The sequence below is a fragment of the Paraburkholderia sp. A1RI-2L genome, from assembly GCF_048957375.1.
Taxonomy (GTDB): Bacteria; Pseudomonadota; Gammaproteobacteria; order Burkholderiales; family Burkholderiaceae; genus Paraburkholderia.
Genome location: NZ_JARBTA010000002.1, coordinates 1,178,285 through 1,194,411, shown reverse-complemented (window position 1 = coordinate 1,194,411; position 16,127 = coordinate 1,178,285). Strand labels below are relative to the sequence as shown.

At 64.6% G+C, this 16,127-nt stretch carries 15 protein-coding genes and 2 pseudogenes; 6 read left to right on the top strand and 11 right to left on the bottom strand.

Annotation, left to right across the window (positions count from 1 at the left end; genetic code table 11):
- Positions 1-137: 137 nt before the first annotated feature.
- From PWP93_RS20205 to PWP93_RS20185, 5 genes are all read right to left on the bottom strand, one after another.
- On the bottom strand, positions 138-758 hold the full coding sequence (locus tag PWP93_RS20205; protein ID WP_421045686.1) for a TetR/AcrR family transcriptional regulator: 621 nt from the start codon (positions 756-758) through the stop codon (positions 138-140).
- Positions 759-953: 195 nt separating this feature from the next.
- Positions 954-1,790, bottom strand: coding sequence for an enoyl-CoA hydratase/isomerase family protein (locus tag PWP93_RS20200; protein ID WP_421045685.1), 837 nt, complete (start codon positions 1,788-1,790; stop codon positions 954-956).
- A 15-nt stretch (positions 1,791-1,805) separates the two neighbouring features.
- Positions 1,806-2,969 carry a CaiB/BaiF CoA transferase family protein gene (locus PWP93_RS20195; protein WP_421045684.1) on the bottom strand — a complete coding sequence of 388 codons (1,164 nt, stop codon included), beginning with the start codon at positions 2,967-2,969 and terminating at the stop codon, positions 1,806-1,808.
- Between the two features lie 50 nt (positions 2,970-3,019).
- Positions 3,020-3,802, bottom strand: a complete 783-nt coding sequence (locus PWP93_RS20190; protein WP_421045683.1) for a hypothetical protein — start codon at positions 3,800-3,802, stop codon at positions 3,020-3,022.
- 149 nt (positions 3,803-3,951) lie between these two features.
- On the bottom strand, positions 3,952-5,376 hold the full coding sequence (locus PWP93_RS20185) for an aldehyde dehydrogenase family protein (protein ID WP_421045682.1): 1,425 nt from the start codon (positions 5,374-5,376) through the stop codon (positions 3,952-3,954).
- Between the two features lie 183 nt (positions 5,377-5,559).
- Here PWP93_RS20185 and PWP93_RS20180 point away from each other — a divergent pair, with 183 nt between their 5' ends.
- Genes PWP93_RS20180 through PWP93_RS20165 form a run of 4 tightly spaced genes read left to right on the top strand, consistent with a single transcriptional unit; the run spans position 5,560 to position 9,033 of the window.
- The gene (locus PWP93_RS20180; RefSeq protein ID WP_421045681.1) at positions 5,560-6,447 is read left to right on the top strand and encodes an SMP-30/gluconolactonase/LRE family protein; all 888 of its coding nucleotides are present in this window, start codon (positions 5,560-5,562) and stop codon (positions 6,445-6,447) included.
- Positions 6,444-7,568: a thiolase family protein gene (locus tag PWP93_RS20175; protein ID WP_421045680.1), complete on the top strand. Its 1,125-nt coding sequence runs from the start codon at positions 6,444-6,446 to the stop codon at positions 7,566-7,568. Before PWP93_RS20180 ends, PWP93_RS20175 begins: the two co-directional genes overlap by 4 nt.
- A complete protein-coding gene (locus PWP93_RS20170) occupies positions 7,565-7,978 on the top strand; it encodes a Zn-ribbon domain-containing OB-fold protein (RefSeq protein WP_421045679.1) in 414 nt (137 codons plus the stop codon). The genes PWP93_RS20175 and PWP93_RS20170 overlap by 4 nt, the downstream gene beginning before the upstream one ends.
- Positions 7,975-9,033 carry a quinone oxidoreductase family protein gene (locus PWP93_RS20165; RefSeq protein WP_421045678.1) on the top strand — a complete coding sequence of 353 codons (1,059 nt, stop codon included), beginning with the start codon at positions 7,975-7,977 and terminating at the stop codon, positions 9,031-9,033. Before PWP93_RS20170 ends, PWP93_RS20165 begins: the two co-directional genes overlap by 4 nt.
- 40 nt (positions 9,034-9,073) lie before the next feature.
- Here the strand turns inward: PWP93_RS20165 and PWP93_RS20160 are convergent, their stop codons facing one another.
- From PWP93_RS20160 to PWP93_RS20145, 4 genes are all read right to left on the bottom strand, one after another.
- Complete coding sequence (locus PWP93_RS20160; RefSeq protein WP_421045677.1) at positions 9,074-10,399, bottom strand: MFS transporter; 1,326 nt, start codon at positions 10,397-10,399, stop codon at positions 9,074-9,076.
- A gap of 70 nt (positions 10,400-10,469) precedes the next feature.
- Entirely contained in the window at positions 10,470-11,636 is a 1,167-nt protein-coding gene (locus PWP93_RS20155) for a porin (RefSeq protein ID WP_421045676.1), read from the bottom strand.
- Positions 11,637-12,191: 555 nt separating this feature from the next.
- Positions 12,192-12,806 carry an NIPSNAP family protein gene (locus tag PWP93_RS20150; protein WP_421045675.1) on the bottom strand — a complete coding sequence of 205 codons (615 nt, stop codon included), beginning with the start codon at positions 12,804-12,806 and terminating at the stop codon, positions 12,192-12,194.
- A 50-nt stretch (positions 12,807-12,856) separates the two neighbouring features.
- Positions 12,857-13,189, bottom strand: a complete 333-nt coding sequence (locus tag PWP93_RS20145) for a YciI family protein (RefSeq protein WP_421045674.1) — start codon at positions 13,187-13,189, stop codon at positions 12,857-12,859.
- Between the two features lie 332 nt (positions 13,190-13,521).
- Here PWP93_RS20145 and PWP93_RS20140 point away from each other — a divergent pair.
- A pseudogene (locus PWP93_RS20140) lies at positions 13,522-13,779 on the top strand (transposase); the annotation flags it as partial.
- A 276-nt stretch (positions 13,780-14,055) separates the two neighbouring features.
- Here PWP93_RS20140 and PWP93_RS20135 read toward each other — a convergent pair.
- Complete coding sequence (locus PWP93_RS20135; RefSeq protein ID WP_421046132.1) at positions 14,056-14,766, bottom strand: IS6 family transposase; 711 nt, start codon at positions 14,764-14,766, stop codon at positions 14,056-14,058.
- Positions 14,767-14,808: 42 nt separating this feature from the next.
- Entirely contained in the window at positions 14,809-15,570 is a 762-nt protein-coding gene (locus PWP93_RS20130) for a site-specific integrase (protein ID WP_421045673.1), read from the bottom strand.
- A 241-nt stretch (positions 15,571-15,811) separates the two neighbouring features.
- Here PWP93_RS20130 and PWP93_RS20125 point away from each other — a divergent pair.
- Positions 15,812-16,033, top strand: a pseudogene (locus PWP93_RS20125) (transposase domain-containing protein); the annotation flags it as partial.
- Positions 16,034-16,127: the final 94 nt, after the last annotated feature.

The window sequence follows — 16,127 nt, the reverse complement described above, 5'->3', positions numbered from 1 at the left end:
TTTTTACAAGTATACGTATTTACCCTGCACCCGGTGAGGACGCCTCTTAAACTGAAGTGGAGAAAGCGCAAAGCGGAGAATCGACGAGCGGCGCGCGAGCGCCGCGAGCGGAAAGCGGGGTACTGGCAGTGCGACGTTCAGGCGCCGAAACGCGCCATCATCGCGTCAACGAGAAAGCGCTCCAACTGAGGCGCGCCTAGCGACAGGCCGCTGATCGACCCCTCAATCGCGAGGCCGGCAACGACCCCCAGCAGAATGACCGCGAATTCTTCCTGAGCCTCTGGCTGGCTGTGCGGGAAGGCCTCCTTCAACACGCCGGCTATCTGATGATAGAAGCCCGCCCTCAGCTTCGCCAGCCGCTCCATGATGCCTTCGGAACCCAGCGCGTCCAGCCAGGTTTCCGCGAACAGCGTGGTCCAGCTGCGCCATTCCAGAATATCCTCTGCGAGCAGGGCCGCCACCTTGTTCACCCTCGCGGCGGGCTCGCTCGCTTGCAACACCTTGCGCAGCCCGGCCATCCGTCGGTCCATCAAATGTTCGAGCAGGCTCAGGAACAGATCGTCGCGCCCCTTGAAGTTGTAATAGATCGCGCCGCGCGTGACCCCGGCCGCTTTCGCGATACCTTCGAACGAGACCGCGCGCACGCCGTTACGCCGGATCAGGCGCGCGGCGGCGGTCAGGATGCGGGTGGGCGCTTCCTGCGAGTAATCGATACGATCGGGCGCGTCCGCCTGAACGTCCTTATCATCCGTCTGCATTGACAAGCCATCTCCGTGATTCGCCGGATTTTGCGCATGCCGGCGCATGGTAGTTCCGAATGGACAAATGCGCGGACATGCAAAATGTCATGTATCCACAGGCATTTGGCGCCGTTTTTTGCACAGCGTGTATATATTAGCATCCAGGCAATTGCACCGGCGCGTCGGGAGGCGAAGGTGGCTGGAGGCGGCGCACTAACGGCCCTGAAAATCCGGCGCACGCTTTTCGCGGAAGGCATCGATGCCCTCGCGGCAGTCGAAGCTGGAGGCATGACGAAGCCGCGCCTGGCGTTCGAGCCGCAGCGCCTCGGCGAGCGTGGCGTCCGCCCCGCTCGCGAGCAGGCGCTTCACGCTCGCCAGCATGAGCGGGCTGTTGGCGGCCAGTGTGTCGGCGAGCGCTGCGGTCGCCGATTCGAGCAAGCCGTCGTCGACCACGCGATGAATCAGAGCCGCCAGTAGCGGATCGTCGGCGGGGAGCATATCGCCGGAGAACAGCAGAAACCTGGCGTGCGCGGACGGCAAACGTCGCGGCAGGCGCGCGCTCGCGCCGGAGCCCGGCAGCGCGCCGATTTTCGCATGGCCGTCGCCGATGCGGGCGCTGCGCGCAGCGACGATCAAATCGCAGCACAGGAGCAGTTCGAGGCCGCCGCCCACCGTGAGCCCATTCACGGCCGCCAGCACGGGCTTGCTCATGCGGTCGAGGCGGCGCATCAAGGCCGCGCATTGATCGACGAGGCGGGCCGCGCGGCGCGCGCCGTCACCCGGCGCGGCTTGCGCCTGTCCGAGCGCGCGCAGATCGGCACCCGCGCAAAACGCTCGACCGGTTCCGGTGAGCACGACCACCCTCGCGCGGTCATCGCGCTGGGCCTGGCGCAAGGCGAGCCCCAAAGCGTGAACCGCCGGCCTGTCCAGCGCGTTGAGCAGCGCCGGGCGGTTGATACGCAACCATCGCACGCGGCCACGCGTCTCGACGCGCAGGCTGCAAGCGCCCTCTCCCACGCAATCCATCGAAGTGCTTATTGTTTTCGTCATGCGCAGTGTCGCTCGCTATGCGGCGCGACTGGCGGCACTAGCACCATAAACGCGCTCGATCAATCCAGCGGGCAATTCCCAGCCTTCGAGGATCTCGCGGTTATGCTGCCCAGGCGTCGCGGGACCGCTGTGCACGCTCGCCTGCGTACGGCTGAAGCGCGGCGCGGGGGCCGGCTGGATGACGCCGTCCACGTCGATGAAATTGTTGCGCGCGACATTTTGCTCATGGCGAGGTGCCTCATGCAGATCGAGGACGGGCGCGAAGCACGCATCCGTGCCTGCGAGCAGCGCACTCCATTCGTCGCGAGTGCGGGTCTTGAAGAGCTCGACAGTCTTCGCCTTGAGCGCGGGCCAGTTCGCTTCGTTCATCTGGTCGCGGAAGGCGTCGTCCGTCACTCCGCAGCGATCGAGCAGGAGTGCGTAGAAATGCGGCTCGATCGCGCCCACGCAAATATACTTGCCGTCCGCACATGCGTAGGTACCGTAGAAGTGCGAGCCGCCCGCGACGATATTGGTCTCGCGTCCGTCGCGCCACGAACCGTGCGCGAGAAAGCCGTGAATCATCGCGCCGAGCAGGTTCGACCCGTCCAGCATCGCGGAGTCGACGATCTGGCCGTGCCCTGACTGGCGCGCCTCGAACAGCGCGCATAGCACGCCGAACGCGAACATCATGCCACCGCCGCCGAAGTCGCCCACGAGGTTCAGCGGCGGCGTGGGCGGCACGTCGGCCGGCCCCATCTCGTGGAGCAAGCCAGTCAACGCGAGGTAGTTGATGTCGTGCCCGGCCGTGTGTGCTAGCGGCCCGGTCTGCCCCCAGCCCGTCACGCGCCCATACACCAGCTTCGGATTGCGACCCAGGCAATCGTCGGGACCAATGCCTAGTCGCTCCATCACGCCGGGGCGAAATCCTTCTATGATTGCGTCGGCCTTTTCACACAGGTGCAGCATGACGTCCCGCGCTTCGGGGTGCTTCAGATCGAGGGTCAGTGAGCGGCGGCCTCGCGCCATCACGTCAAAGCGCGTGCCAAGCATGGGATAGGGATTGGCTGCGCCCGGCACAGGTGGCCGGTCGATGCGGATAACTTCCGCTCCCATGTCGGCCAGCATCATCGCCGTGAACGGGCAAGGCCCGATGCCGACCATCTCGATGATGCGCAGCCCCTCCAGTGGTCCTGCCATGTTGTCTCTCCTCCAGTGTTTCGCGTTGATGCCGGGCTACGCCGGCGGATTCAATACTGGCCTTCGCCTGCGGGCGGCTTCCGGCGGCCCACGCGTTCATAAAAGTGCACCGGTATCGCTTCGGCCTTCTTGTAGAGCAGCCAGGCGCAGGGCCGCGAGGCATCCGGGTCGAACGCGGTGACCCAGAGCGGATGGCCGCCCCAGTCCATCGGCAGGATTTCGTTGATCGCGCAATGCGCGCAGTAGTACGGCACGTTTTCCTGGCCCCATGACCAGTCGTGTGCCTGCGTGGTCACGCCGAACTGATAGGGTGGCCCTAGGCGCGATGGCGAGCCGTCGGCCGGATCGCCCCGCCGCATCCGTCCGCCGGACCCGCAAGGGTCGAGCCGGATCGTGTACTTGTCTTCGTCCTCCTCGACCGTGACACCATTGGCGCCGGGCTCCGCACTGAATGCGTGCGAGCGCATCATTTCCACGCAAAGCTGCGTGCGCTCCTCGACCGTCATTTTCAGGAACGCCTTCCACGTGCGCCGCAGCATCCACGTCGACTGGACGTCCTGCAACATCTCGCCCACCGCGTCCTCGCCCCAGCGTTGCGCAATGCGGGTGAGCGAGTCCCACACCCAGTCGGCGCTGAGGTCGTGTACGGGCTTGCGCTCGTTCAGCGCGTAGCGCACCAGCGATTTCGCGCGCTCCGCGTCGCCTGCGTCGATTGCTTCGCATAGCAGGCGCTCGGTCGATTCCCCCAGGGTACGCCAGTCGTCGCGGCGCAGCGGGCGGCCGATCTTGTCGAACTGTTCAGGTTGGATCGGTTTGGTTTCGGTGTCAGTCACGGCTGGACTCCTCTTTTCTCCAGTTTTGAACTCGCAGCGCCAAACTGCCGGCTCAACGCTGCTTTCATGATCTTGCCGGTCGAGGTGTGCGGCATCGGCTCACCACCCAAGGGCCACCACGCACAGGCGAGCCACACAGTCGGGTGGCCTCACGCTCCGACGATCGCCTTGGTTTCCAGATATTCGGAGAATGCGTACTCGCCCCACTCGCGGCCATTGCCCGATTGCTTGTAGCCGCCGAACGGCGCGTCGGTGTCGAGGCTCGCGCCGTTGAGCACCACCTGCCCCGCGCGCAAGCGCGCCGCTACGCGATGGGCCTCGCCCGGCTCCCCCTGCACGTAGGCGGCGAGTCCATAAGGCGTGTCGTTCGCGATCGCGATTGCTTCTTCCTCGCTGTCATAGCCGATCATCACCAGCACCGGACCGAAGATCTCCTCACGCGCAATGGTCATGTCGTTGCGCACGTCCGCGAACACCGTGGGACGGACGAAAAAGCCGCGCTCGACGCCATCGGGCCGCCCGGGTCCACCGGCCACGAGCCTGGCGCCCTCCTCCACCCCGCGGCGAATCAGGCCCTGGACCTTCTCGAACTGCGCGCGCGAAGCCACTGGTCCGATGGTGCCTTGCGCGCCCCCGGGCCTGGCCTCGATCGCCTGAGCCGCAAGCCGCGCGTAGTCACTCGCCTGCGCAAGGCGCTCGTGCGGCACCAGCATGCGCGACGGTGCGTTGCAAGACTGCCCCGAGTTCAGCATCATCGTGCGCACGCCGTCGACCACGGCCGCTTCGAGATCCGCGCTGCGCAAGATGAGGTTGGCGGACTTGCCGCCCAGCTCCTGGCTCACGCGCTTGACGGTGGGCGCCGCGTTCAGCGCGACCTGCACGCCCGCGCGCGTGGAGCCCGTAAACGACACCATGTCGACGTCCAGATGGCTGCTCAGCGCCGAGCCGACCGTCGCGCCGTCGCCATGCACCAGATTGAAGACGCCGGCGGGCGTCTGCGCCTCGTCCAGGATTTCGGCGAACAAGGTGGCCGAAAACGGCGCCAGCTCGGATGGCTTGAGGACCATCGTGCAGCCGGTTGCGAGCGCGGGCGCCACCTTGCACGCGATCTGGTTGAGCGGCCAGTTCCACGGCGTGATCAGCGCGCACACGCCGATCGGCTCAGCAACGATGCGCGAGCGGCCGGCGTCGCGCTCGAATTCATAGCGATCGAGCACCTCACGCGCCGAGCGCAAATGTGCGAGACCAAGATCGACCTGGAGACCGGCGGCAAGCCAGGCGGGCGCGCCCATCTCGCGGCGCACGGCGTCGGCGAGTTCGGCGCGGCGCGCCGAGTAACACTCGATGATCCGCTCCAGCAGTTGCTTGCGCGTCGTGCGGCCGAACGTTTCGAAGGCGGCGCGCGCCGCGCGCACCGCGTCATCCACATCCGCCTTGCCGCCCAGCGCAAGCGTGCCGCAGCCGGATTCCTCAGCCGGATCGACGATTTCCAGAGTGCCGCCCATGCCCGCTTCGACCCATCGGCCGTTAATGTAGTGATGCAGGTTGTTACGCCATTCGCCGTCTTTGCTCATTTGCCCTCCTCGATGTGATTTTTTGATTGTACATGGTGTATAAACAAGATCAACCAAGGGATTTAACGGATGTCTTGAATCCGTTCCTCCATGGGCCTACAAATTATTTGAATTTTGCACACGCTGTATGTAGACTGAAAAACAAAATATCTTGTTTTGCACACATTGTTCAAAAGGAATGCCATGCCAGGAACCGGATCCGCCGAGCCGCTCGGCGAGCTGCGTTGCGACCTGGGCGAGTCGCCCATCTGGGACGAGCGCCGCTCATGTCTGTGGGGAATCGATGTCACCGCGCCCGCCATCTGGCGCATGACGCTCGATGGCCGCCATCATTCGATTCCCATCGAGCGCCCCATCGGGGCGCTGGCGCTCTCCCCCAGGACGCTGGTTTGCGTCCAGCGCAACCAGATTCGCTGTTACGACCCGGAGGAAGGCACATTCGCCGATCTTTGGCGCGACGACGTCTTTCTTGGCGACCAACGTTTCAACGATGCGGGCGTCGATCCCTCGGGCGCACTCTGGGTGGGTGGCATGGACCGGCGCGTGCAGGCGCCGCGTGGCAGCCTGTTCCGCTTCGAGGGCGGCGTGCCCGCCGCGTTCGACGCCGGCTTCGTGTTGGGCAACGGCCTGGCATGGAGCCCGGACGCACGCACCCAGTACTTCGTGGACACCTACCGCAATTCGGTCTGGCGCTACCCGTGGGCGCACGAGGAAGGGCTCGGCGGGCCGCGCACCCTGCACGCGAGGACCGAAGGACCGGGCCATCCGGATGGTTGCGCCATCGACGAAGCCGGCTGCCTCTGGGTCGCGATGGCGGGCGGCGGCCGGATTGACCGCATCGACCCGTTGGGGCGCGTCGCGGAGTCGATCCGGCTGCCGGTCAGCAAACCGACGAGTTGCGCCTTCGGCGACGCCGACCGACGCACGCTCTTCATCACCACGGCGCGCATGGGCCTTGGCGAAGCGACCCTGCACGACGAGCCGGGCGCGGGCGCCGTGTTCGCGGTGCGGGTCGCGACGCCGGGCCTCGTCCAGCCTTTTGTCACGCAATCATTTCAGGAGTGCAAATGAAGTCTTCTGTTGCAGTGGTCGGCGTAGGCACGACCGGATTCGGCCGCCTCCCGGATCGGACCAGCTTCGACCTGGGCGTCGAAGCGCTCCAGGCGGCTCTTGACGACGCAGGTCTGGAGGCCGCGGACATCGACGGCCTGGTCGTCGCCCGCATCCCCGACAACCAGCGTTTCGCCGAACTCGCCGGGCTCGCGCCCAAAGTCTCCTCCACGTGGCCCGCCGCCGGGCGCGTCTGCGGCATCGCCATCGCGTACGCGGCCATGCTGATAGAAAGCGGTCAGGCGCGCCGCGTCGCGCTCGTCTACGGCAACGACGGGCGCTCCGCGGGAGCCACCTATGGCGGCGCGGGCGACGCCTACGGCGGCGGCATGAGCTTCTGGGCGCCCTACGGCATGACTTCGCCGGGCGCGTTTCACGCGCTCATGTACGCCCGCTACGCTCATGAGCATCGTAGCGATCCGGCCGCGCTCGCCGAGATCTCGCTCACGTTCCGCCGCCACGCGGCGCTCAACCCGCTCGCGGTCATGAAAAAGCCGCTCACGCGCGACGATTACTTCGCATCCCGATATATCGCGGAGCCCCTGCGCCTGCTCGATTACTGCCTCATCAACGACGGCGGCGTCGCGATGATCATGAGCGCCGCTCAAGAGGCGCGAGGTCTCGCGAAGCCTCCGGTGTACCTCGCCGGACATGGGCAATGCGCGGACTTCGCCGGCGCCAGCTTTCCCCCCGCCGACCACTGGCGCGGCGCGCTCGCGAGCGCGCACGAGTCGGCCCGCGCGATGGCCGGGCGCGGGGCCGCCGAAGCCGACGCGCTGATGCTGTACGACAACTTCACGCCCGCCGTCCTGTTCGAACTGGAAGGCCTCGGCCTCGCCGAAGCCGGCCGCGCCGACCGCCTCGTGCTTGATGGCGCGCTCGGCCTGCAAGGCGCGCATCCCGCGAATCCAAGCGGCGGTCATCTCTCCGAAAGCTACATGCAGGGCTGGGCGCTCAACGTCGAAGCCGTGCGGCAGATTCGCGGCGAAGCGCTCGCCCGGCAGATTCCTGGCGCCGAAACGATCGTCTATGCGTGCACGGCGCCCCAAAGTTCCGTACTCATCTATGGAGGTGAAGCATGAACATCGAACCGCGGCCCATGCCGCCCATGCGCGAGCGCGACGCCCGCTTCTGGCGGGCGCTGCGCGCCGGCGAATTTGTCGGTGAAGCGTGCCGCCAGTGCGGCGCCGTGCGCTATCCCACCGCGCTGCGCTGCCCCGCTTGCCGCTCGGCACAAGCCGAATTGCGCGCGCTGTCCGGGCGCGGCGAGATTGTCAGCGCGTGCCGGTTCCATCGGCCGTATTTCGCCGAGTTCACCGATGCGCTGCCCTATACCGTGATCGTTGTACGTCTGGAGGAAGGGCCGCTGCTCTATGCCAATCTGGTCGACGAACCGGACGCGCTGCCCACGCCGGGCGAGCGCGTGCGCGCTGTCCTCGACCCGCTCGGCGAACACGCCGCGCTCGTACGCTTCGAAAGGGTGAACGCATGAGAGCCATCGTCGTACGCGAAACTGGCGGCGTGGACGCCCTCAAGCTCGAAACCCTGCCGCGCCCCGAAGTCGGCCCCTCCGATGTGCTGATCCGCGTGGCCGCCAGCGGCGTCTGCGCGCACGACATCGCGGTGCGCGCCGGCGTGCTGCACAAAGGCGTGCAGTTGCCGCTGATTCCGGGTCACGAAGTCGCGGGCATCGTGGAGGCTGCCGGGCCGGCCGTGCGCGGCTTCAAGCCAGGCGATCGCGTGGCCACCACGCAGCGGCGCTACATCTGCGGCGCCTGCCGGCTTTGCCGCGGCGGCTGGGAAACACTGTGCGGCGAGCGCGTTTTCCTCGGCGACTGGGGGCTCAACGGCGGCTACGCAGAGTTCGTCTCGGTCGATCAGCGCAACGTGGCGCGGGTGCCCGAGCGCGTGCGGCTCGCCGAGGCGTCGATTGCCGCGTGCTGCGTCGGTACCTCGCTGAACGCCGTACGCGACGTCGCGCGCGTCGCACCTGGCGAGCGCGTGCTGGTGACCGGCGCGGCGGGCGGCTTGGGCCTGCACGCGCTGCAACTGCTGCGCGCCGCAGGCGCCTTCGTCGTGGCCACCACGTCGTCGCCCGCCAAGGCGGCCATCATCCGCGAGAACGGCGCGCATGAAGTCGTAATCGCCCAACGCGGCGCGGATTTTTCCGCCGACGTGCGCCGCGCGTGCGGCGGCGAGGGCGTGGACGTGGTGCTCGACAATGTCGGCGGCGCGTGTTTTCACGCCACCCGCCGCAGCCTCGCGCCGCTTGGAACGTGGCTGCTGATTGGTCAGGTCGATCCCGCCTTCGTGAGCTTCAGCCCGGCGCAACTTATCCACGGCACGGTCAGCCTGCTGCCGGTTTCCAGTTGCTCGCGCACGCAGCTCGAAGACACGCTCGCGTTGATTGCGCGTTCGGTGGTGCGCCCCATCGTGGCCGAGACGCTGCCGCTTGAAGCAGCGGCGGATGCCCACGCGCGCGTGGAAGCGGCGCGTGTGTCGGGCCGCCTCGTCCTCACGCCCAACCCCGAACTGCTACAGGCCTGAGCGTGACCCGCCCTGCGGCCGCCGTGGCCGCAGGGCTTCCTCATCGCACCGTCCTTGCGCAAATCTTGCCAAGGCAAATCCACAGCAACAGCGCCGCCGCGCCGAGCACCGCGAGGCATACGAGGCCCAGCAGCAGGCTCAACGGCCGCCCCGCTGCGCCCCACAGATCATTCGCATAGCCGATGCACGCCGGGCCGCCAGCCGACCCGATCAAACCCGTGAAGATCAGATAGATCGACGAAATCTGCCCGCGCGAGCGCGCGGGCGCGAGGTCGGCGATTGAGAGCAGGCCGATCACCATGGCCACGCCGAGCGCCGCCGAGAGCAGCGCCGTGCCCGCGAGAACAATGCCCGCATTGGGCGCGAACGCGACGGTCGCGAATCCCGCGGCCGCGAACGGCAAGCACCACGCCGCCACGGCCACGCGCCCGTAGCCTCCAGCCCTTCGGCTGCGGTAGTCGCCGATCACGCCGCCGAGATACGCGGCGGCGCAGCCGATGACCGCGAGCATGCAGCCGTACGTCATGCCCGCTTCGCGCGCGGCGAAACCATGCTCGCGGATCAGGACCGTCGGCAGCCAGCCCGTAGTGGCGAACGAGCAGAACGTGACCAGCGCGAACGAGACGTGGTGCGGCACGTAAAGCGCGACGCCGTGGACCCAGTCGCGCAGCCCCGACCAGTCGAGCGGCGCCGCGTGCGAGGCGGCGAATGCGCGCGGCGGCTCCTGCACGAAAACTAGCAAGGCGCAGCAGAGCGCGCCGGGCAGCAGCATCGCGAACATCACGAGACGCCACGTTTCAATGGGCAACCCGGTGGCGGCGAGCCGCGCGGCGAGCGCATCCATGCCGGGCAACGCAAAGCCGACGATGGCGAGCGACAGACCGGCGCCGGCGTAGACGCCCGTCAGAAAGAAGCCCAGCGCCTTGCCGCGGCGCGACGCGTCGAAGTAGTCGGCGATCAGCGAGAGCGCCGCGGGCAGCAGCGCGGCCTCTCCCATGCCCACACCCATGCGGGCGATGAAAAGCTGCGTGGCGTTGTGGGCGAGGCCGCTCGCGGCCGCGCTGAGCGACCAGATTGCGATGCACGCCACCAGCACCTTGCGCCGATTGCGCTGATCGACGAGACGGCCGATGAAGGGCCCGGCCACCGTGAAGGCGAGCACGAACGCGGCACCCTGCATCAGTCCCATTTGCCCGTCGCTGAGTCCCAGCGAGTGCTTGATGGGCTGCACGAAGAGTGTGAGGATCTGGCGGTCCAGATAGCCCACCATGTTGATGAAGAACAGCGCCCCGACGACGAATTTCGCACGGCTCGCCGTCGTGCCGGCAGCCGATAGCGCGCGATTCGCGTTTTCGATCGATTCCATGGATAGCTCCGCATTGGACGGCCCGACCGCTTTCGCGGCGCGGGCAGGATGGCGCATGCGCGCCGACGGTTTAGAAGACATGACGAATGGCGAGGCGCAAGGCCGCCTGCCGGTTCGAGGACGAAGGCGTGAGCCCGAAGATCGAAGCGACCGCGCGTGTGCCCGTCGACTGCGTGCCCGAGGCAACCTGATACACGGCCGTGGCGTAGAGGTCGGTTCGCTTGGAAAGCGAGTACAGCGCGCCGAGATCGAACTGGCCATACTTGCCGCCGGGCTCGCCCGCTACCGCGCTGCCATGGCTGTATGACGCCTGGCCGCCCAGCAGCAGTTCCGGCGAAACCCGGTAGCGCAAGTTAAGTGCGACGTTGTTGAATGCCGCGTCGCCCTTGAGCCCGGTGGGATTGAGCACGCCCGCATGGCCGCTCAAGCCCTTGAACTGGCTGTTTGAATAGTTCATGCCGAGCGTGGCCTGCCCGAGCGTCCACGCAAGCGCGACGTTGACCATCTGGAGCGTGTGCGCCGAGGCGTAACCGCTGTTGACAGGCGTGTAGAAGTTGTTGGTCGCGGCAGTGGCATTCGGCAGGCTCGTCGCGTAATACGAGGCGTTCGGATTGCGTGCGTTCAGATAGGAGGTTCCGATCGCGATCCAGCCGTTCGCGTAGTTCGCGCCAACTGAAATGATCTGGTTCTGCGTGAAGTCGCCGGCCACGCCGCCAAGCGAGTAGACGCCGCCGAACGTCAAGCCGTCGAAACTGGCGCTTTTGTACTTGATCGAGTTGTTGAGGTGATTGGCGGCGCTGTAGTTTTCGATGTCGCCGGGATTCGTGACGATATAGCCGCCCCACTGGCTCGGCGCAGCGAGTGGCCCTACATAGTCGATCGACGCATCGTATTGCCGCCCGAACGTGACGCTCCCCCAACGCGCGTTCGACACGCCGACCCAAGCCTGCCTGCCGAACATCAACCCGCCCTGGCCGAGCTTGCCGGTGTTGATGTCAAACCCGTTCTCAAGCGTGAAAACCGCCTGTAGGCCGTCCCCCAGATCCTCGCTGCCGCGCAATCCAAAACGGTTGCCGCTCAGCACGCTGCCGACCATCGCGTACTGGCGGTGGCCGGCGGCGTTGTCGTTGAACAGCAAACCCTCATCGAGAATCCCGTAAAGCGTCACGCTGCCCTGCGCCCATGAAACGCCGGCATACAGACCTAGCAACGCACTTAACAGCACCTTTCCGTTCATGCCTGAGTCTCCTATTCACTGGTTTTAACTACGAACTACCAATCAACTTGAAGCGTTGCGCGAAGCCGGTCGCAGGTCCGCTAGCTGGACACGGGTGCACGGGGCCGTGGCAATTTGCGCGACTTGCGCGCAAATGCGGGCAAAAGGGTGCCCCGGCCGCGTGCGCCAAGGGCGACGTGGCCTTGCAGACAGGTCTTTCCGCTGGTGCCAAAAAGCGGCAACGGGCGGCGTTTGCGGGGCCTTAATCCAGCCGCGCTCGCTGGTTCGTGCCGCCTCGCGTCGGATCTCCCATCCGTTTCGCACGATATCTATTTTCCAGGCGATCTTATTAAACAATGTGTTTATACACTGTGTTTTTTAGATATTCAAATACGGCATTTCCCGCATGTGCCACCGCGCGTGCCAGCTGGCAAGGCGGCGCGACGCGGCAAGCAGTGCGATTGGAGGGGGAACGGCGGGAAAGGGTGAGCCGGGCATGGCGGCTCGAGACTCCCCAAAGCTTTGGGAGACGGTGGAAATAACGTGGCGGCGGCCAACGGCGCGCCACCCGCAGCATTACTTTAACGGTGAATACGCTTCCGGCAACGCGATCGTCGAAGTCGCGCGGGCAATCTGCTGGGGACCGCCAACGGGCGGCCAAAGACCTTGCGCATAATGCCGCGCGCGCAGCTCGATCCGCTCGGCGAAGCTCGAAAATCCCCAGATGTGGGTAATGCGCGGCGGCCCGTCGAGCGCGTAGAGGTTCACGACGAGATGCGACGTATACGCGTGCGCCGGTTCGATCGCCCGCTCCCAGCCCGCGAGGGTCGGCTCGAGGCCGCCGGGCCTCAGGCAATACGTCCGGAACTCGTACACGCCGCCAAACACCGCAGGCTTCACGGGCGGCAAAAATGAGAACGGCGCATAGCGCTCCATGCTCAAGCCCACGCTCGGCGTTTCGATATTGAAGGGCCGCGTGCTGGCGAGCGCGCGGGCGCGCTCCTGTTCCAGCGCCTCGGGCGTCTCGAACGCGCGCAGGAGCTTGATCTGAAAGAGCTCGCCGATTTCCGTGCGCCAGGCCCCGAGCAGACGACCCGACGCGTCGGCATCCGATACCCAGCGATATGCGCCGGCGGAAACGGTGTCCTGCTCGAACGGCAGGCAAGAAAGCGTCACGATTTCATATAGCATGTCACGATTCTCATGATGAAGAGGTCCATGATCCGAATGGCGCTCGCGCTTCATGCGAGCGCGGCCAGTTCGGGCGGCAACCTATGGCTCGAATGTTCGGCGAGCATGCCGAAGAGCGGGTCCCACTCCTCGATGGTGAGCGCGCAAATCAGGCCCTCGCGCGCAAAGGGATCGGCGTCGACAAGCGCCTGCACCGCCGCGCGGTCGTGGGCTTTCATGACGATGAAGCCCGCCCGGCGCGCGCCTGGTCCCGCCTTGAGCGGCCCCGATGCAAGCAGCTGGCCGCGGGCGATCAACGCTTTCAGATACTGCACGTGTTCGACGACGTGCTGATTCCAGCCTTCCCCGTCGGGATGCTCCATTCTGACAAGGTAGATGTGCATGGCGATTGCCTCGTTGAAAAAGGATGGCCAAGGATAATTCACCGCCATCTGGCGATAAACGCCCCGCGCGATATCTGTTTTCACAATATCGTATTAGACAAAGTGTTTATACACAGTGTTTTTTAGATATTCAAGTACGGCATTTCCCGCATGCGACACCGCCCGCGCCGGCTGGCGCGGGCGCGCGATCGTCTCCATGGAAACGCTTCCGCCCCATGCAGTTCGCGCTGCCTTCCCCGGCGAAGAGAGGTGGCTGCGCGAATTCGGACAGCCGGATAAGTGGAACGACCGGGGCCTGAGCCGGCGATAACGTCGGCCAAGGAACGTGAAAAATGACGAAGAGAACCCGACGGACCCACTCATCAGCATTCAAGGCCAAGGTGGCACTGGCGGCGGTCAAAGGCGACCGGACGCTGGCCGAACTGGCGCAGCAGTTCGATGTACATCCGAACCAAATAACGGAGTGGAAACGGCAGTTGCAGGAGCGCGCAGCGGACGTGTTCGGTGCGGCCGGCGCGCCATCGAACGAACCGCCGGTGGACCTGAAGTCTCTGCACACGAAGATCGGCGAGTTGACGCTGGAGAACGATTCCTAACAACTGATTGCGCGTTTTTCGGCGGGATGGAATTGTCTGAAAGGCTTGCCGGGCGAGGATCCGGGCTGCAGCGACGGGATCGGCTAGAATGTCGAGCCTTTGCCGGCCCACATGACCCGAAGCCAATCGCGGCAAGCGATTCCGAGGAAATTGAGCGAAGCGCAGTTCGAGCAATTCGTCTTGCCCCACCTAAGCCGCGGCCGACGCGGACCGCCAGGTTCTGGTGCAAATAGGAAAGCAGGTTTAGAAGGTTCCTATAAGAAGGATACCTTATCGGGTAGAAAGGACCGCATTCCATACGGCGGGCGCAGTGACCTCCTTGAGGCCGAGTTCCGTGAGATCGAACTGACCCTTGCGAATGCGATGCGTCAATTCGATGCCTGAAATTGTGGTCGCGGCGCTCCTGAACCGCTTGAATCCAAGCATCACGTTCGTTCTCGATTTGATGTGACGACGGTCCTGTTCGATCAAGTTATTCAGATATTTTGAGGACCGGACCTTCGTGTCTTGAGGCAGCAGACCATCGGCCTTCATTTCGCGCACCGCGCGGTGCGAGGCCGCATAGCCGTCGAGCGTGATGGTCTCCGGCGACTGGCCCTGATGCCTGATGGCCTTGCTGAAAAAGGCTTTGGCCGCGGCCACGTCGCGCTTCGCCCTGAGCAGGAAGTCCACCGTCTGGCCAGCCCGATCCACCGCCCGGTACAGGTAGACCCATTTGCCGCGAATCTTCAGGTAGGTCTCGTCGACGCGCCACGAGCGACCAGCTGGCGTAGCAAAGCGGTTCCAGCGTTTGACGAACTCGGGCGTATAGCGTCTCACCCAGCGCAGGATCGTCGTGTGAGCCAGCGATAATTTCCGTTCGGCCATCATCTCGACCAGATCGCGCAGGCTGAGCTTGTAGCGCAGATACCAGCGAACGCACAGAATGATGATCTCCCGATCAAAATGACGTCCACCGAACAACTCCTCCAGACTCTTCAGCTTGCTCATCGCGGTTCATCAGTTCATTTTGCTCCGACAACTCTAACCGATTTCCCCGACCCTATTTGCACCAGAGCCTAGCAAACAACGTGTAATGGCATAGTCGCGCATGCCCGTTGGATTGTTGTGGTCAAAGGCACCGAGCAGTTGCCTGATCTCCTCAACCGATAGCACATCGGGCAACCCAGCGAGCCGCCACGAAGGTACACGCGGCAATGCGGCGATGAGCGCTGTAGTTGGGATACCGCGACTGGCCGTGAATCGGAAATAGCGACGTAGCGAATTGCTCACGCCCCTGATGGTACCGGGTGCGAGTCCACGCGTTCGGTGCAGGACGAAGCGGGAGACATCCTCCGGCTTGAGCCTGGAAATGTCGACCTTGCGGGAGCCAAACCTATCAACGAGAAATTCTCCGACATGTAGCTTCCGTGTCCGTCGGGTGCTGTCGGCAAGCCCACAAACTTCCATCAAGTAGTGGTCGAAATCAGCAAGCTCTCGTGCGATGAACACTGACACACTCGAAACTGACTCTACATCGGTGACATTCGACATCTCCACAAAACTCATCACTGCGGCATGCATGTCGGCTCTTGTTCTTTTGCATTTGCGCGCACAATGGCAGTGCGGAAGATGTCCGGAGAGGAATCGATCAATCAATGGTCCGCTGAGTTCACGCAGGCCAATTCCCTGACCCGATATCCAGTGCAAGAAGTGCGCGACACTCCGGAAGTAGCTCTCGACGGTTACCGGCCGATATCCACGCTCGGTCAGATATCGGCAGTATGAATCTGCATGCGCCCCCAAGCCTGCCTCGGAAAACCACCGTTGCGCAAGTATATGGCCGGGTCTGACGCGTGAGTGCGTTTACATGATGATTCTCCTCAAAACCACAAGAAAGAAAAGAGGAAAGTACTCCAAATTATGGAAGGGTGCAGAGCGTAATCCACAGATTCTAGTCCGTGGAAATTGGGACTACTGCTCGCACGTTAGAGGCGAACCTTCGATAACTACCGGGCGTCGATAATTTCGATTAGAGAAATGTTTCTCTAATCGAAAGAGCTGGCTCTTTAGTTTGACTAAGGATGGTGCGAAAGCGAGCGCAATGGTGTACAGCCTGATGCTCACGTGTCGGGCCTGTGGCGTTGAACCCCATGCCTGGCTACTGCACGTGTTGAATGAGCTGCCACAGCGCGCACCGGACGCCGACATTACCGACCTGTTGCCGTTCAACTACGCGAAACGGCAAGCCGAAACGAGCGAGAGCTGATCTGCCGAATACGCGCCACCCATCCGGCCCGGCGCGTAGCCCCAGGACGCAGTCGAGGACATCGCCGGTCACGCCAGACCGCCGCGATGCGGCC

What these genes read in the sequence shown, in the direction of transcription:
- PWP93_RS20175 (WP_421045680.1), top strand. Translation starts at nt 6,444, where the DNA reads ATGAAGTCTTCTGTTGCAGTGGTCGGCGTAGGCACGACCGGATTCGGC.
- PWP93_RS20165 (WP_421045678.1), top strand. Translation starts at nt 7,975, where the DNA reads ATGAGAGCCATCGTCGTACGCGAAACTGGCGGCGTGGACGCCCTCAAG.
- PWP93_RS20170 (WP_421045679.1), top strand. Translation starts at nt 7,565, where the DNA reads ATGAACATCGAACCGCGGCCCATGCCGCCCATGCGCGAGCGCGACGCC.
- PWP93_RS20200 (WP_421045685.1), bottom strand. Translation starts at nt 1,790, where the DNA reads ATGACGAAAACAATAAGCACTTCGATGGATTGCGTGGGAGAGGGCGCT.
- PWP93_RS20150 (WP_421045675.1), bottom strand. Translation starts at nt 12,806, where the DNA reads ATGCTATATGAAATCGTGACGCTTTCTTGCCTGCCGTTCGAGCAGGAC.
- PWP93_RS20180 (WP_421045681.1), top strand. Translation starts at nt 5,560, where the DNA reads ATGCCAGGAACCGGATCCGCCGAGCCGCTCGGCGAGCTGCGTTGCGAC.
- PWP93_RS20205 (WP_421045686.1), bottom strand. Translation starts at nt 758, where the DNA reads ATGCAGACGGATGATAAGGACGTTCAGGCGGACGCGCCCGATCGTATC.
- PWP93_RS20160 (WP_421045677.1), bottom strand. Translation starts at nt 10,399, where the DNA reads ATGGAATCGATCGAAAACGCGAATCGCGCGCTATCGGCTGCCGGCACG.
- PWP93_RS20155 (WP_421045676.1), bottom strand. Translation starts at nt 11,636, where the DNA reads ATGAACGGAAAGGTGCTGTTAAGTGCGTTGCTAGGTCTGTATGCCGGC.
- PWP93_RS20185 (WP_421045682.1), bottom strand. Translation starts at nt 5,376, where the DNA reads ATGAGCAAAGACGGCGAATGGCGTAACAACCTGCATCACTACATTAAC.
- PWP93_RS20195 (WP_421045684.1), bottom strand. Translation starts at nt 2,969, where the DNA reads ATGGCAGGACCACTGGAGGGGCTGCGCATCATCGAGATGGTCGGCATC.
- PWP93_RS20145 (WP_421045674.1), bottom strand. Translation starts at nt 13,189, where the DNA reads ATGCACATCTACCTTGTCAGAATGGAGCATCCCGACGGGGAAGGCTGG.